Origin of the sequence: Vibrio galatheae, from assembly GCF_000967545.1 — a bacterium.
GTDB classification, from domain to species: domain Bacteria; phylum Pseudomonadota; class Gammaproteobacteria; order Enterobacterales; family Vibrionaceae; genus Vibrio; species Vibrio galatheae.
The window spans coordinates 74,427-89,460 of sequence record NZ_JXXV01000025.1 but is presented as its reverse complement, the minus strand read 5'-3'; the positions used below and the strand labels follow the sequence as shown (position 1 = coordinate 89,460).

The following is a 15,034-nucleotide window of genomic DNA, read 5'->3' as shown; positions in this document are numbered from 1 at the left end:
CTCACTTAATCTTGTTTAAATTTGTTTTCATCAGGTGCGACATTAAGAATTTGCAGCGTACCCTTTAAAATTTCGGCAAATACAGGGCCGGCTACCGAGCCACCATAGTAGCTGTCACCTTGCGGCTCGTTCACCACCACAACGAGTGCGACTCGCGGATCGCTCGCTGGTGCGACTCCCGCGGTATAAGCAAAATATTCGTCACCATAACCACCCGCAATGGCTTTACGCGAGGTACCGGTTTTTGCTGCAACACGGTAGCCAGGAACGGCGGCTTTGGTTGCGGTGCCTCCGGGTTGGGTTACGGTTTCAAGCATGGTTAGCACTTTTTGTGCGTTATTACGGTCAATAACCTGCTTAGAAAAATCTTGCTGATTATTCTCTATGATATGAACGGGCTGATACTTGCCTAGATTACCTAACGTCGCGTAGGCATGCGCAAGTTGAAGTGGTGTTATGGTTAACCCGTACCCAAAGGAAAGCGTCGCGATTTCAAACTTAGACCAACGACGTCGATTTGGGAATATACCTTGGGTTTCACCAACCAAATTGAGCCCGGATACTTCGCCAAACCCAACCGAGCTATACATGCCGAGCAAGGCTTCAAGCGGCATTTCTAGTGCAAGGTTTGCCACGCCGATGTTACTCGACTTTTTCAAAATCGTGGTCAAATCGGCTTTGCCCACTTTTGAGGTATCACGTACTCGACTTCCACCAATTTGCATGATGCCGTTTCCAGTGTCGATAATGGTATTGTCATCTGCGGTACCATTTTCCAGCGCAGCAAGTACCACAAATGGCTTAACAGTGGAGCCCGGCTCAAAGGCATCGGTAATCACTCGATTACGCATTTTGGCGGATTGCAGGTCAGAACGGTTGTTAGGGTTGTATGACGGTGCATTAACCATTGCCAGCACAGCACCTGTTTTCACATCCAAAATAACCGCCGAGCCAGAAGTTGCGCGGTGGTCTGCCACCGCCTGCTTAATTGCCCGGTAGGCGATCGCCTGAAGACGTTGATCTATGGTCAGCTCTAGCGGTTTGCCTTCTTCACGCTCTTCAAGCGAGATGTTTTCAACGACGCGCCCATAACGATCTTTACGGATAATGCGCTTACCCGCTTCGCCTGTTAACCACTTATCATAACTACGCTCAACGCCCTCTAAACCGTGACCGTCAATACCTGTCACACCAACCAAGTGAGCACTAACTTCCCCTGCAGGATAGTAACGTCGAGACTCCGCTTTTAGTCCGATACCCGATAACTTTAATTCGCGAATATAGTGAGCCATCGCCGGGCTCACCTGACGCTGCAGATAGATAAATCGTTTAGTTTTGTTGCGATTGATTTTCTCGATCAGTCCTTGGCGCTTTAGACCCAGAACGTCCGCCAAAGCATGCCAACGATCAATATCTTGTAGGCCACCCGCTTTAAAAATAGCGACTGGATCCGCCCATACGGCCTCCACTGGCACACTAACAGCCAGCGGTTCGCCATTGCGGTCAGAAATAATGCCACGTGCCGAATGAAGAGTTTTAGCACGAATCGAGCGCAGGTCACCCTCTTTAATCAAATTATCAGGCTCAACAATTTGAATGTAAGCGATACGCCCCGCCAATGCAGCAAAAGCGCACAAGACAAAAAAGAGTACCACGTAGAATCGCCAACGAATTAAAGTCGTTGGCTGCTGATCTTTAGGCTCGACCGGGGGAGTTTTCTTGCTCATGGAAGGTTAATGATAACTTCTTTATCTGAATCGGGACGTTTCATCTCAAGCTCGTTTTTTGCTACCGCTTGAACTCGGCTATGTTCTGCGAGCGCTGTCTCTTCGATTAATAAATTACGCCACTCATTATCGAGTCTTTCACGCTCGACAAGCGCCTGATCTTTTTCAGTCACCGCTTGACGAGTGTGGTGCGTGGTAAAAACAACGCCCATCGCACTACTAAATATCAGTACCAATAAGATCAATGGGACGCGACCGACACTCAATAGATCGAGTGCAATCAATTTAGCGAGGTTGGGCGCAGAGTGATTCATAATATTACAGTTTTTCAGCTAGACGGAGAACTGAGCTACGTGAGCGCGTATTCTCTTCGACTTCTTGTTGTGATGGTTTAATCGCTTTACCCACCAGCTTTAGATTGGCACTGCCGAGCGCTTTGATTTGCTCTTCTGTCATTGGAATGCCATGTGGCACTTCAGGACCTTTACTTTCCTTACGGATAAAACGCTTAACCATTCTATCCTCTAAGGAGTGAAAACTAATCACAGACAAGCGACCTTGCGGGGCGAGAATGCTGGCTGCGCCCTTAAGTGCAGTGTCTATCTCTTCGAGTTCACTGTTGATGTAGATACGAAACGCTTGGAATGACCTAGTGGCCGGATGCTTTTTCTCTTTAAAGCTTTTTGGTGCGGCTTCGGAGATCAGCTTAGCGAGCTGACCTGTGCGGGTAAGCGGTTCGTTTTCTTCGTTTTCACGGTACGCAACAATCGCTTTAGCAATACGGCGCGCGTGCTTATCTTCACCAAATTCACGAATCACCCAAGTAATATCGTCGAGATCAGCTTCCATTAACCATTGAGAAACCGGAATGCCTGAGGTTGGGTCCATACGCATATCAAGTGGACCGTCTTTCATAAAGCTGAAACCACGTTCGGCGTCATCCAACTGAGGTGACGAAACACCGAGATCAAGTAATACACCATCGACTTTTCCGACTAAACCATACTGAGCGGCGTACTCGGCCATACCAGAAAACGGGCCATGAATAATCGTAAAACGTGGGTCTTTGATTTTGTTGGCTTCAGCAATTGCTTGAGGGTCGCGGTCGATACTATACAGTCGACCATTTTCACCGAGCTTTGAGAGAATCGTGCGGCTATGCCCACCACGACCGAATGTACCATCAATGTATATGCCGTCTGGTTTAATGGCTAAACCATCGATCGATTCATGAAGGAGTACAGATATGTGTTTAAATGCTTCGGTCATAGTTATCTCATGTGGCTGACGCATTGACGAATTCAGACTCTCCAGTGTACTGATTTAATGGCTTATCGCCACCACTAGCGAGTGAGAACACGTGATTTTGCGCTAAGTTTAATGCTTCAAAAATAAATTTGGTCAATTAAAAGCAAAAAACCCATCATAACAAAGTTACGATGGGTCTCGAATAGGTGGAGCCGACACATAAGCCGGGTTCTGTTCCGCTTGCGCGGCGGTAGCCATTCGTCTAGGCCAGCAATCACTCACTGGCTCGAGCAACCTACCCGCCTCCTTACGCGAGCAACGCAATGTGGAGGCCTATTTGGTCTTGCTTCAGGTGGAGTTTACCCTGCTACAAACTATTACTAGTTGTCCGGTGCGCTCTTACCGCACCCTTTCACCCTTACCTGTGCACCACTACCCGAAAGTAGGGGCCATCGGCGGTCTTCTCTCTGCTGCACTTGTCGTAGGCTTGCGCCCCCCAGGCGTTACCTGGCACCTTGCTCTATGAAGCCCGGACTTTCCTCCCCTTTGTCAGTCTCCCGAAGGACGTCAACGTCAGTTTCCAAAAGGACCTCAACGTCAGTCTCCCGAAGGACATCAACAAAGCAGCGACTACCCAGTCAGCTCCGAGGGCGGATTGTATAGAGTTAAGCGCTAAGTGTCTAGCGAGATCACAGAATTGCTGCAATCGACGAGTTAAGTGGCGAAAAAACAGCCGAAGAACAAATAAGCCAAAGTGACTCAGCTTCAGCCTTAATAGCAAATTGGTTAATCTAGATTTTCCAATCCCCATTTATAGAGGGCGTTCTTCTTCAAATTGTAGATTTCAGCCGTCATAGCTGCGGCCTTCTTAAGTGGCAGTTCTTTGGTCAAAATTGCCAGCGTACGCTTCACTTCCTCAGCAATCGAGTCATCGTCTGTCGAACGGTAGCCATGAATCAGCAATGCCATTTCACCACGCTGTTGATTGGAGTCCGATTTTACCCATTCAACCAACTCTCCAAGTGGCATGCCTTGTATCGTTTCGAAAGTCTTAGTTAACTCACGGGCAAGAACAACTTCTCGCTCTGGGCCAAGGATTTCAAGCATATCGTCTAATGAATCCAAAATGCGGTGCGGGGATTCGTAAAATACGCATGTACGCTCCACTTTGGCGATCTCTAAAAACTTATCCTTTCGGCCTTTACTCTTGGCAGGTAAAAAACCCTCAAAACTGAAACGATCAGAAGGTAGACCCGAGGCACTAAGAGCAGTAATAACGGCACATGCACCAGGTAATGGCACAACTTTTACGCCCGCTTGACGACACTGAGTCACAAGATGATAACCTGGATCACTAATTAATGGGGTTCCCGCATCAGAAACTAATGCAATAGAGTGCCCAGCTAACAATTTGTCGACTAAGACTTGCGCTTTTTGTTGTTCGTTATGATCATGGAGAGCAAATGTTTTAGTTTGGATACCGAAGTGAGACAATAACTTACCAGTATGACGAGTATCTTCAGCAGCAACGAGATCAACGTTGGTTAAAACATCGATTGCTCGTTGCGTTATATCGCCTAAATTGCCAATTGGCGTAGGAACGATATAGAGGGTCGGAACCTCAGTTGGTAAGGTTTTGTTATCTGTCATTTGTTTACCATCACTTCAACGATTAATATAGACACAATCTTATACGGAATTAATAAAGAACTCATGGCCATGAATAACCACAAGCGTCTAAGTGTAACACGCTTACTGACTCCTGTAGCACTTGCTGTCACATTGGCAGCGTGTTCTTCTGCTCCCCAGACGCCGCGAAGTGTCGATATTACCTTAGATCCGAACCAATCAGTACAAACGTACCTGATGCGAGCGGACAGTAGCCAAGGTAGCTTGCAAAATGATTGGTTAATCATGGCATTAAAAGCATCGGTTGATGCTGGCGATTCGGTTCAAGCTCAACTGCTGATCAAAAGACTCGCCCGCCAGTCGCTAACTGAGATGCAGCAAGCAGAATGGCAACTAGCTCGTGCAGATCTCCTGATTGCTCAAGGTGAACACTCGGAGGCACTACAAGCGCTTAATTTTCAACCGAGCTGGCAGCTAGGCGAAGATCAGTGGTTAAGCTATCACCAGCTACGTTCAGCGTTGTTTACTAAGCAAGGTGATTTTTTCAACGCGGCTCGTGAACTGTCGCTAAGTAGCCGTTACTTGCCAGAAAGCGAACAGGCGTTCGTTGCCCAGGGGATTTGGAACAACCTAAACCAATACACTGCGCAGCAAATCGCTTCATTTAAGCAGCGAGAAACCGATCCTGTTATGGCTGGTTGGCTCGAAGTTTCAGGCTATAGCAAAACCTTGTCTAACAACCTTCCTCAGCTTAAATCAAGCCTTGAGCAATGGTTTGTGGATAATCCAACCCATCCAGCCGCTTTAAACACACCGCAAGCTGTGAGTGATATTCTCGCGTTGGAGATCATAAAGCCAGTCAACACCGCGTTATTGCTGCCTCTGTCTGGTAAGTTTGCCAAGCAAGCTCAACTGATTCGCGATGGCTTTATTCTTGCCATGATGAATGACAACGAGCGCGACGAAAATGCCACATTGACGGTTATTGACACCAATACCGAGTCGGTGGAAAAGCTTGAGGCAACACTGGTAGAAAAGCAGATTGATTCAATCGTTGGCCCTTTACTTAAGAGCAATATTGAAAAACTGCAACAAGCTCAAGCAAACTTTACCAATCCACTGCCAACACTGGCGCTTAACATTCCAGATGAGATTCAAATCGGCAACAATACCTGTTACCTAGCACTCTCGCCTGAACAGGAAGTGGCACAAGCGGCTAAGCACCTAGCACAACAAGGCTATCAATATCCGTTAATCCTTGCACCACAAGGTCGTTTGGGCTCGCGCGTTGTCGAAGCATTTGAACAAGAGTGGCAACAGCACAGTGACAACAAAGTTGCTGTAAACTTGTTTGGCGATAAACGTCAACTGCAACGCGACATCAATAAAGTCTTTGGCTTGCAAGATAGCCAGCAACATATCGCGCAAATGGAAGCACTGCTAGATATTCCACTGGAAAGCCAACCACGAAGCCGCCGAGATATCGATGCGGTATACATAGTGGCAAATGGCTCTGAGCTCACCTTGATTAAGCCATTTATTGAGGTGGCGATTAATCCAGACACTACACCGCCAAAGCTATATTCAAACTCACGTAGTAATAGCGGCCGTCAGCAGTACGAAGACCTCACGGGCGTGATGTATAGTGATATCCCACTACTAATTCAACCTGATGCCGCACTCAAGGCTCAGATGGACCAGCTTTGGCCAAAAGACTCGAACGCTGAAAAACGACTACAAGCCCTTGGTATGGACGCTTATCGCCTGATGGAACATTTACCGCAGATGAAAGTCGTCAACGATTATACGGTTGAGGGCAATACTGGCGTACTGAGCATCAACGCTGACTGCATCGTTCAACGAGAAATCAGTTGGGCAGAGTACGGTGCTGCTGAGTAAAAGAGCGCAGGGGCAACACTATGAAGTCGCAGCTGAAAAATATCTAATCAGTTGCGGCTTGGCGCCAATTGAGAGAAACTTCCATATCAAAGGCGGTGAACTTGATCTCATCATGAGTGATGGAGAGACGATTGTTTTCGTTGAAGTTCGCTATCGAAAAAACCAAGCCTATGGACATGCTGCAGAAACGGTGACCGCAAGCAAGATGAAGAAGCTCATCAAGGCTGCGACCTTGTGGTTAGGCAAACAAGGCTTATCTGTCTATTCAAGCGACTTTCGCTTTGACCTTGTCGCTATACATCAGCAAGGCGAGCAAATCGAGTGGATTAAAAACGCAATTACTCAAGGATAATCGATGCTAGATAGCATTAAAGACAGCTTTACAGAAAGTATTCAAATTCAAATCGCAGCAGCAGAGGCACTGCCAGACGCTATCACCCACGCAGCGCAAGCTATGGTAGCCAGCTTACTCAACGGTAATAAAATTCTATGCTGTGGTAATGGTGGTTCATCTTCGAACGCTCAACAGTTTGTTTCTTGCTTGCTCAACCGTTTTGAAACTGAGCGTCCAAGCCTCCCTGGTATGGCTTTAACTGCCGACAATACCACTTTAACCGCCGTTGCCAATGACTATCACTACGAAGAAATCTTTTCCAAGCAAGTACGCGCTTTTGGCCAGACAGGAGATATCCTGTTAGCGGTTTCAACCAGTGGTAACAGCAAGAACATCATTAAAGCAATGGAAGCGGCTGTAACACGTGACATGACTATTATTGCCCTCACAGGTAAAGATGGTGGTGAAATGGCCGGCCTGCTTGGTGAGAATGATGTCGAGATCCGCATTCCATCTCACAGAACAGCAAGAATTCACGAAGTGCACATGGTGACTCTGCATTGCTTGTGCGATCTTATCGACCAAGTCCTGTTCCCAGCTCATGAAGAGTAAGAAATGAAGATAGTCAAAGGCATTGTTCTCTCATTATGTGCACTTAGCTTAACCGGATGTGCCGGGCTATTTGTTGCCGGCGCAGCAACCACGGCTAGCATAGTTATCGACCCGCGAACAACTCAAGAAATCTGGAACGACAACAGTATCGAACTGGAAGTCGCTGGCATCGCAAACAAAGCACCGTTTTACGGTAATGCCCGCGTATCAGCAAGCTCTTACAATGGAACCGTTGTCTTAATCGGCCAAGCCAGTACCGAACAGCTAAAACGTGACGTCGAAAGCCGTGTTCGTGATATCAAAGGGGTTGATCAAGTTCATAACCAGTTACGTGTTAAGCCACCATTGTCGGTTGGTCAAATTAGCCAAGATAGTTGGATTACGACCAAAGTTAAATCAGCTTTATTGGCTAACTCAGAGCTAAGCAGTATCAAAATCAAGGTGATTACTGAAGATAGAGAAGTGTTCTTGCTGGGATATGTGTCACAACAACATGCAGATATTGCCACGGATATTGCGCGCAATATTTCAGGAGTAAAGCAGGTTGTTCGAGCTTTCTATCAAGAATAAGCTCTAGGCAGAAAAGACAAAAAAGCAGCACTCAGTGCTGCTTTTTTATTATTTGATGACTCTGAGGCTTGGTCTACCTTTCGGTCTTGGCGGTTCATCGCCAGACAAGTTGGAATCCACTGTTTCTGGCTCAAGTTCTGTTGCAACCGTTAACGGCTGATCTCCACCTTGCATATCGTCTTCTTCATATTCAGCCATATAAGCCTCTTCAGGCTCAAACATAGTACCTGCACCGTTTTCACGTGCATAGATAGCTTGAACGGCATACAAAGGGACAATAACAGAGTGAGGACGACCACTAAAGCGAGCATTGAAAGTTATCGCTTCATTGCCCAGTTCCAAATTACCGACTGCTCTAGGAGCAATATTGAGAATAATTTGGCCGTCTTGAACAAATTCGACTGGAACTCGAACGCCTGGTAAATCCGCTTCCACCACCAAGTGAGGTGTCAAATCGTTATCCACCAGCCAATCATAAAATGCACGAAGCATATATGGTCGGCGTGGTGTCATATTTACGTTATCCATCTTCTCGCCGATTAACGAACCAAACGCATTTCACGCTCAGCTTCCGTTAAAGAAGCAAGGAATGAATCACGCTCAAATACGCGGTTCATGTAAACTTTCAGCTCTTTAGAGCCAGGACCAACCAGTTCGATACCAAGTTGAGGTAGACGCCACAATAGCGGAGCTAAGTAACAGTCAATTAGGCTGAACTCTTCGCTCATGAAGTATTCGTATTCAGCAAACACTGGTCCAAGAGTTAGCAAGTCATTACGCAATTTATTACGTGCTGCTTCCGCTTCTTCAGCATTACCTTTCACTACTTTTTCAGCAAGCGTGTACCAGTTCTTCTCAATACGGAAGATCATTAGGCGGCTATTACCACGAGCGACCGGGTAAACAGGCATCAATGGTGGATGAGGGAAACGCTCATCTAAGTATTCCATGATGATCTTGGAGTCATAAAGCGCTAGTTCACGGTCAACTAACGTTGGTACTGTCTTATACGGGTTAAGCTCGATAAGTTCAGCAGGTAGATTTGCTTCATCGACAAGCTCTACTTCGACACTTACACCTTTCTCAGCTAGAACAATACGTACCTGATGGCTATACATATCAGATGCACTTGAAAATAGAGTCATCACAGAACGTTTATTGGCAGCTACAGCCATGGAGCCCTCCAGCACACTTACAAATATAAAAACAATGGAGGCTAAGCCTCCATTGTTAAGTTTAAAAAATCGGAATTAGCACGGCATGATAGCACAATTAGTGCACATCACGCCAATACTCTTTCTTGAGAAGCACAACGACAATAGTGAAGATCACTAAGAACGCCATTACCCACCAACCAAGCGCATGACGCTCTAGTTTCACTGGGTCGCCTGAGTACTCTAAGAAGTTCACTAGGTCACGTACTGCATCATCGTACTCATCGCTGTTGAGCTCACCAGTACCACTTGATTGTACGCCAACCACTTTTTTAACTTCTTTGCCGTCAACCATATGAGTTTCGAAAACTGGCTTAGGAATACCCTGTAGCTCTTCTAGCACGTGAGGCATACCAACACTTGGGAAAACAATGTTGTTAACGCCAAACGGACGACTTGGATCTTCGTAGAATGAACGTAAGTAGGTGTATAACCAATCTGTACCACGAACACGAGCGACTAAGGTAAGATCTGGTGGTGGAGCACCGAACCACTTCGCCGCTGACGTCTCAGGAATCGCGTTCTCCATCAAATCACCCACTTTTGCTTCAGGGTTGAAGATGAGGTTTTCTTTAAGCAGATCGAGAGGAATACCAATGTCGCGAGCAACACGCTCGTAACGTTGATATTGCGCTGAGTGACAGCCGAAACAGTAGTTCATGAACAGTTTCGCACCGTTTTGCAGTGATGCTTGATCACCCAGGTCATTGTTTGCTTTATCAAGTGGTACGTTCGCACCCGCTGCCATTGCCAATGAAGGCAGCATTGCAAATAAAATTACAATCCATTTTTTCATTTGAATGTCACCCTTTCTGGTAGTGGCTTAGTCGCTTCGTTCTTACTGTAGAAGTACAGCAATACAAAGAACATGAAGTAAGCTAAGCTGAAGATCTGAGCCAATAGCGTGTAGGTCGGTGTTGCTGGTAGCGCACCAAGAATACCCAACGCGATAAAGCTGATCGTGAACTGGATGATATTAAATAAATGGAACTTACTACGGTAGCGGTAAGAACGCACACGACAACGGTCTAGCCAAGGCAGTACGAATAGAACCGCAATCGAAGCACCCATCGCGATCACACCGATTAGCTTGTCTGGAACCGCACGCAAAATCGCGTAGAACGGTGTGAAATACCATACAGGAGCTATGTGCTCAGGTGTTTTCAGTGGGTTTGCTGCTTCAAAGTTAGGCGGCTCTAGGAAGTAGCCTCCCATCTCTGGGTTGAAGAGCAGAACATAACAGAACAAGAACAAGAATCCTGCGACACCAACCATATCCTTAACCGTACCGTATGGATGGAAAGGAATAGAGTCAATGATGTCATACTTCTTGGTGTAGTCATCATGGAACTTGAACTGAGTTTTGTAATCGTCGCCCATTGAACCTTTAGGCAGCTTAGTGTCGATGCCGTCAGGGTTGTTTGAACCTACCTCATGCAATGCTAGAACGTGTAAAACAATCAATAGCAGCAGTACGATTGGCAATGCGATTACGTGCAAGGCAAAAAAACGGTTCAGTGTCGCACCTGAGATAACGTAGTCACCACGAATCCATAGTGTTAGGTCATCACCGATGACAGGGATCGCACCAAATAGAGAAATGATTACCTGAGCACCCCAGTAAGACATTTGTCCCCATGGAAGTAGGTAACCCATGAATGCTTCCGCCATCAACACAAGGAAGATTAGCATGCCAAAGATCCACAGTAGCTCACGTGGTTTCTGGTATGAACCGTAGATAAGACCACGGAACATATGCAAGTAAACAACCACGAAGAAAGCTGATGCACCAGTCGAATGCATGTAGCGAAGTAGCCAACCGTATTCAACATCACGCATGATGTATTCAATTGACGCAAAGGCACCATCACCTGATGGTACATAGTTCATAGTAAGCCAAATACCCGTCAGGATTTGGTTTACCAAAACAAGCATCGCTAGTGAGCCAAATAGATACCAGAAGTTGAAGTTCTTCGGCATCGGATACTCAGAAAGGTGCTTCTTGTACGCATTCATTGCGGGTATGCGTTTTTCTACCCAATCAAGTAGAGCTTGCATTATGCCTCCCCTTCTTCGTCAACACCGATAAGGATTCGTGTATCGCTTAAATACATGTGTTTTGGAACAACTAGGTTTAGTGGCGCTGGAACGCCTTGGAATACACGTCCGGCCATGTCGAACTTAGAGCCGTGACATGGACAGAAGAAACCTGACTTAACACCCTGAACTTGTTCGCTAAAACTGTCAGGCAAATAGGTTGGAGAACAACCAAGGTGAGTACAGATACCGACTGCAACAAAATATTCAGGCTTGATTGAGCGATAAGCATTCTGAGCATAAGTTGGTTGTTGTTCTTCACCGGATGACGGATCGCGTAATTGACCGTCAATCGCTTTTAGCCCTTCAACTACAGTTTGTGCACGGCGTACAACCCAAACAGGCTTGCCACGCCATTCGACGCGTACCATTTGCCCTTCTTCAAGTTTACCGATATCAACTTCAACAGGGGCACCCGCAGCTTTGGCTTTTTCACTTGGGTTCCAAGATTTTATAAAAGGAACGGCGACAGCAGCTGCTCCCAAACCACCAACAACAGCTGTTGTTGCGGTTAAGAAACGTCTGCGACCGTTATTTAAAGGCGCATTGCTCATCCAAACATTCTCCCATTTGCTCCTTGTGGATTATTGTTATTCCGCTTAAAGAGCATGGCTAACAAAATACGAATTTAGTTGTATTTATTTGATGGCAAATGATAAATAAAACCCTACTTTTTGACAAGATAAAGCTACCTTTTTGTAACATTTGTGAGGCGAATCGCCTATGAGGTCACAAAAGGAGGTTAAGTGAGAGAAATCAAACGATAAGTAGCGCAGGGAAAGGACTTTTTAAATCGACAAAAACAAAAAAGCCTGGCGATAAGCCAGGCTTTTGGTACCACGTTCCAATATAAATATTGGAAGCGAATCTTTTCGAAAAAAGATTAACGCTTAGAGAACTGTGGACGACGACGTGCTTTACGTAGACCAACTTTCTTACGTTCAACGCAACGAGCGTCACGAGTAACGTAACCCGCAGCACGTAGAGTAGGACGTAGAGACTCATCGTATTCCATTAGAGCACGTGTGATACCGTGACGGATAGCACCTGCTTGACCTGAAATACCGCCACCTTTAACAGTAACGTATAGGTCTAGTTTCTCAGTTAGTTCAACTAGCTCTAGAGGCTGTTTAACAACCATGCGAGAAGTTGGGCGACCGAAGTACTCATCAAGGCTACGCTTGTTGATTACGATGTTGCCGCTACCTGGTTTAACAAAAACACGTGCAGCTGAGCTTTTGCGACGGCCAGTACCGTAGTATTGATTATCTGCCATTTTCGAAATCCCCGATTAGATGTCTAGTACTTGTGGTTGTTGAGCAGCATGGTTGTGCTCAGCGCCAGCGTAAACTTTCAGCTTACGGTACATAGCACGGCCAAGAGGACCACGTGGTAGCATACCTTTAACTGCTAGTTCAAGAGCCATCTCAGGCTTACGATCAATTAGCTTCTCGAAGCTGATTGATTTTAGGCCGCCTGGGAATTCAGAGTGACGGTGGTAAATCTTACCTTTAGCCTTGTTACCAGTTACAGTAACTTTCTCCGCGTTAACAACGATGATGTAATCACCAGTGTCACAGTGTGGAGTGTATTCAGCTTTGTGTTTGCCACGTAGGCGAGATGCAATTTCACTTGCTAGACGGCCAAGAGTTTTACCTTCAGCGTCTACAACGTACCAGTCGCGTTTTACAGTTTCTGGTTTAGCAACGAAAGTTTTCATGCTAATAATAACCCGTTCAATAATTAAATTTACACTTAAGGAGCTTTCGCTCCCACTGACTAAGAGTCCAGTCAACACCCCTTCGAGTGGTTGGCACTCTCGACCCGTTATGTCGAAATACCTTCGATAATAAGGTCTGCAGTAACGGTGGGTCGCAGGATTATAGAGAAGTCAGTTGAAAAAATCACCTTTTTTCGTATGAAAATTTCATTTTTTTATTCAGACCAACGCACGCCAGCCTAGGTTAAGCCAAATGTTCTTTCGCCAAATAATCATGGCTTTGCATTTCAATCAAACGGGACTGACAGCGTTTAAATTCGAACTCAAGTTGCCCTCCCGCATATAAGCTATCTAAAGGCACCTCTGCGGAAATGATCAATTTGACATGACGTTCATAGAACTCATCAACTAAGGCAATAAAACGTCTTGCCGCATCATCAATGCTTCTATCCATCAATCTAACATCGGAGAGCAGCACTGTATGGTAGAGGCGAGAAATCTCAATATAGTCATTTTGGCTACGTGCCGACTGGCATAATTGTTCAAAGCTCGCGTGCAATACCCCGTCTGACGCTTGAATGATGGCGATTTCACGATGGTTGATTTCAATCGTACTCAACGCGGCTTTGCCTTCACCAACTAGCTGCTCATAGTAGTGGCGTAAGTTTCTATTCGCTTGTTCATCAAGTGGGGAGTGGTAGATTTCAGCCTGCTCCAACGTGCGCAAGCGATAATCAATACCACTATCAACATTCAATATTTGACAATTTTCTTGAATCAGCGCGATCGCAGGTAAGAATCGCGCGCGTTGCAAACCATTGCGATATAGATCTTCAGGAGGAATATTGGACGTTGCGACCAAAATAACTCCACGCTTAAACAACGCTTGGAATAGCGTCCCCAGAATCATGGCATCGGTGATGTCAGAGACAAAAAACTCATCAAAACAGATGATCTCCGCTTCCGCTTTAAATTTATCAGCCACCAGCTCTAGTGGATCATTAACATCACCCAATCCATTTAACTCATCATGGACGCGATACATAAATCGGTGAAAATGAACGCGCATCTTTTTGTCTGTTGGCAAAGCCTCAAAAAAAGTATCCATCAGATAAGTTTTACCGCGCCCTACTCCTCCCCAAAAGTAGAGTCCTTTTGGGGATTGAGCCTTCTTAGATTGCTTTTTCACAAACCAGCTTTTCCATCCTACGGACTGCTCGACTGGTGTATTGATATAGTCAATAAATTCATGATAGAGCTTATCAAGCGCCGAAACCGCTTGTAGCTGCGCAGCATCCTTTTGAAAACCATGCTGTTTTATATCGTTGTTATAAATTTCTAATGGGGTCATTGCTTCTTTACCTACTCAAGAAGACTGTCAAACTGCTATGTAGAGCACATGCATTTTTCTTTATTGGCTTAAGTTCTCATAGTACCATGTGATTTGAACATGTGTAACTAACCAGTAAAAAACATGTTAAATAACAATGATAAGGAGCAATTATGCCTTGGATTTATGCCCTTGTAGGTTTGCTTATCGGTGCAGTGTTGGGAGTCGTCATTTCTCGCTTAACAACGCCTGGTTACAAAAAACAAAAGAGCGTGCAAAAAGATCTAGAGAATGCCAAGTTTGAATTAGAACAGCAAAAACAAGATCTTGCCGATCATTTTGCTCAAACGGCGGAAATGCTGGATTCACTCGGAAAAGAGTACACTAAGCTGTACCAACAAATGGCGAAGACCTCTTCGGAGCTGTTACCGAATATCCCAGATCAAGATAACCCATTTGTGAAAAAGATTACCCAGAAATCGACTGACGAATCAGAGATACACCACGACATCGATCTAGCGCCTCTAAGCGAAGCGCCAAAAGATTATGCATCTGGTTCTACTGGCTTGCTGAAAGAACAGAAAAAAGAGATTTTAGATTCTCAAGACGTGGTATCGGCGAAAGCGTCATAATTGCAATCTATATTTGCTGAAC

General features: G+C 45.6%; 17 protein-coding genes and 1 other RNA gene. 5 read left to right on the top strand and 13 right to left on the bottom strand.

Annotated features, from left to right (window positions below; translation table 11 throughout):
- Positions 1-5 precede the first annotated feature (5 nt).
- The 5 genes from TW81_RS14100 to rsmI form a co-directional block, all read right to left on the bottom strand.
- A complete protein-coding gene (locus tag TW81_RS14100; RefSeq protein ID WP_045956368.1) occupies positions 6-1,727 on the bottom strand; it encodes a penicillin-binding transpeptidase domain-containing protein in 1,722 nt (573 codons plus the stop codon).
- Positions 1,724-2,041: a cell division protein FtsL gene (gene ftsL / locus TW81_RS14095; RefSeq protein ID WP_045956367.1), complete on the bottom strand. Its 318-nt coding sequence runs from the start codon at positions 2,039-2,041 to the stop codon at positions 1,724-1,726. The genes TW81_RS14100 and ftsL overlap by 4 nt, the downstream gene beginning before the upstream one ends.
- A 4-nt stretch (positions 2,042-2,045) precedes the next feature.
- The gene (rsmH, locus tag TW81_RS14090) at positions 2,046-2,996 is read right to left on the bottom strand and encodes a 16S rRNA (cytosine(1402)-N(4))-methyltransferase RsmH (RefSeq protein ID WP_045956366.1); all 951 of its coding nucleotides are present in this window, start codon (positions 2,994-2,996) and stop codon (positions 2,046-2,048) included.
- A 183-nt stretch (positions 2,997-3,179) separates the two neighbouring features.
- Positions 3,180-3,621, bottom strand: an RNA gene (gene rnpB, locus TW81_RS18875) — RNase P RNA component class A.
- Between the two features lie 140 nt (positions 3,622-3,761).
- A complete protein-coding gene (gene rsmI / locus TW81_RS14085; protein WP_045956365.1) occupies positions 3,762-4,625 on the bottom strand; it encodes a 16S rRNA (cytidine(1402)-2'-O)-methyltransferase in 864 nt (287 codons plus the stop codon).
- A gap of 63 nt (positions 4,626-4,688) precedes the next feature.
- Between rsmI and TW81_RS14080 the strand changes: the two genes are divergently transcribed.
- From TW81_RS14080 to TW81_RS14065, 4 genes are read left to right on the top strand one after another with little or no spacing between them, the layout of a single operon-like run.
- A complete protein-coding gene (locus TW81_RS14080) occupies positions 4,689-6,503 on the top strand; it encodes a penicillin-binding protein activator (RefSeq protein WP_045956364.1) in 1,815 nt (604 codons plus the stop codon).
- Entirely contained in the window at positions 6,490-6,855 is a 366-nt protein-coding gene (locus TW81_RS14075; protein WP_084715915.1) for a YraN family protein, read from the top strand. The genes TW81_RS14080 and TW81_RS14075 overlap by 14 nt, the downstream gene beginning before the upstream one ends.
- A gap of 3 nt (positions 6,856-6,858) precedes the next feature.
- Positions 6,859-7,449 (top strand): phosphoheptose isomerase, encoded by a 591-nt coding sequence (locus TW81_RS14070; RefSeq protein ID WP_045956363.1) that lies wholly within the window; start codon positions 6,859-6,861, stop codon positions 7,447-7,449.
- 3 nt (positions 7,450-7,452) lie between these two features.
- Complete coding sequence (locus tag TW81_RS14065) at positions 7,453-8,019, top strand: BON domain-containing protein (RefSeq protein WP_045956362.1); 567 nt, start codon at positions 7,453-7,455, stop codon at positions 8,017-8,019.
- 48 nt (positions 8,020-8,067) lie between these two features.
- On the opposite strand, the gene sspB is transcribed toward TW81_RS14065, so the two are convergent.
- From sspB to zapE, 8 genes are all read right to left on the bottom strand, one after another.
- Positions 8,068-8,547 (bottom strand): ClpXP protease specificity-enhancing factor, encoded by a 480-nt coding sequence (gene sspB / locus TW81_RS14060; protein WP_045956361.1) that lies wholly within the window; start codon positions 8,545-8,547, stop codon positions 8,068-8,070.
- Between the two features lie 11 nt (positions 8,548-8,558).
- Entirely contained in the window at positions 8,559-9,194 is a 636-nt protein-coding gene (gene sspA, locus TW81_RS14055) for a stringent starvation protein SspA (RefSeq protein WP_045956360.1), read from the bottom strand.
- 97 nt (positions 9,195-9,291) lie between these two features.
- The gene (locus tag TW81_RS14050) at positions 9,292-10,029 is read right to left on the bottom strand and encodes a cytochrome c1 (protein ID WP_045956359.1); all 738 of its coding nucleotides are present in this window, start codon (positions 10,027-10,029) and stop codon (positions 9,292-9,294) included.
- The gene (locus TW81_RS14045) at positions 10,026-11,291 is read right to left on the bottom strand and encodes a cytochrome b (RefSeq protein WP_045956358.1); all 1,266 of its coding nucleotides are present in this window, start codon (positions 11,289-11,291) and stop codon (positions 10,026-10,028) included. Before TW81_RS14045 ends, TW81_RS14050 begins: the two co-directional genes overlap by 4 nt.
- Positions 11,291-11,884 (bottom strand): ubiquinol-cytochrome c reductase iron-sulfur subunit, encoded by a 594-nt coding sequence (gene petA / locus TW81_RS14040; RefSeq protein WP_045956357.1) that lies wholly within the window; start codon positions 11,882-11,884, stop codon positions 11,291-11,293. The genes TW81_RS14045 and petA overlap by 1 nt, the downstream gene beginning before the upstream one ends.
- 329 nt (positions 11,885-12,213) lie before the next feature.
- Positions 12,214-12,606 carry a 30S ribosomal protein S9 gene (gene rpsI, locus TW81_RS14035; RefSeq protein ID WP_004415472.1) on the bottom strand — a complete coding sequence of 131 codons (393 nt, stop codon included), beginning with the start codon at positions 12,604-12,606 and terminating at the stop codon, positions 12,214-12,216.
- A gap of 15 nt (positions 12,607-12,621) precedes the next feature.
- Positions 12,622-13,050, bottom strand: coding sequence for a 50S ribosomal protein L13 (rplM, locus tag TW81_RS14030; RefSeq protein WP_045956356.1), 429 nt, complete (start codon positions 13,048-13,050; stop codon positions 12,622-12,624).
- A gap of 244 nt (positions 13,051-13,294) precedes the next feature.
- Positions 13,295-14,401, bottom strand: a complete 1,107-nt coding sequence (gene zapE / locus TW81_RS14025) for a cell division protein ZapE (protein ID WP_045956355.1) — start codon at positions 14,399-14,401, stop codon at positions 13,295-13,297.
- Positions 14,402-14,553: 152 nt separating this feature from the next.
- Here zapE and zapG point away from each other — a divergent pair, with 152 nt between their 5' ends.
- Positions 14,554-15,012, top strand: a complete 459-nt coding sequence (zapG, locus tag TW81_RS14020) for a Z-ring associated protein ZapG (RefSeq protein ID WP_045956354.1) — start codon at positions 14,554-14,556, stop codon at positions 15,010-15,012.
- The last annotated feature ends 22 nt before the right edge of the window (positions 15,013-15,034 follow it).

Coding starts and splice junctions, on each gene's coding strand:
- TW81_RS14100 (WP_045956368.1), bottom strand. CDS start 1,727: ATGAGCAAGAAAACTCCCCCGGTCGAGCCTAAAGATCAGCAGCCAACG.
- ftsL (WP_045956367.1), bottom strand. CDS start 2,041: ATGAATCACTCTGCGCCCAACCTCGCTAAATTGATTGCACTCGATCTA.
- rsmH (WP_045956366.1), bottom strand. CDS start 2,996: ATGACCGAAGCATTTAAACACATATCTGTACTCCTTCATGAATCGATC.
- rsmI (WP_045956365.1), bottom strand. CDS start 4,625: ATGACAGATAACAAAACCTTACCAACTGAGGTTCCGACCCTCTATATC.
- TW81_RS14080 (WP_045956364.1), top strand. CDS start 4,689: ATGGCCATGAATAACCACAAGCGTCTAAGTGTAACACGCTTACTGACT.
- TW81_RS14070 (WP_045956363.1), top strand. CDS start 6,859: ATGCTAGATAGCATTAAAGACAGCTTTACAGAAAGTATTCAAATTCAA.
- TW81_RS14065 (WP_045956362.1), top strand. CDS start 7,453: ATGAAGATAGTCAAAGGCATTGTTCTCTCATTATGTGCACTTAGCTTA.
- sspB (WP_045956361.1), bottom strand. CDS start 8,547: ATGGATAACGTAAATATGACACCACGCCGACCATATATGCTTCGTGCA.
- sspA (WP_045956360.1), bottom strand. CDS start 9,194: ATGGCTGTAGCTGCCAATAAACGTTCTGTGATGACTCTATTTTCAAGT.
- TW81_RS14050 (WP_045956359.1), bottom strand. CDS start 10,029: ATGAAAAAATGGATTGTAATTTTATTTGCAATGCTGCCTTCATTGGCA.
- TW81_RS14045 (WP_045956358.1), bottom strand. CDS start 11,291: ATGCAAGCTCTACTTGATTGGGTAGAAAAACGCATACCCGCAATGAAT.
- petA (WP_045956357.1), bottom strand. CDS start 11,884: ATGAGCAATGCGCCTTTAAATAACGGTCGCAGACGTTTCTTAACCGCA.
- rpsI (WP_004415472.1), bottom strand. CDS start 12,606: ATGGCAGATAATCAATACTACGGTACTGGCCGTCGCAAAAGCTCAGCT.
- rplM (WP_045956356.1), bottom strand. CDS start 13,050: ATGAAAACTTTCGTTGCTAAACCAGAAACTGTAAAACGCGACTGGTAC.
- zapE (WP_045956355.1), bottom strand. CDS start 14,401: ATGACCCCATTAGAAATTTATAACAACGATATAAAACAGCATGGTTTT.
- zapG (WP_045956354.1), top strand. CDS start 14,554: ATGCCTTGGATTTATGCCCTTGTAGGTTTGCTTATCGGTGCAGTGTTG.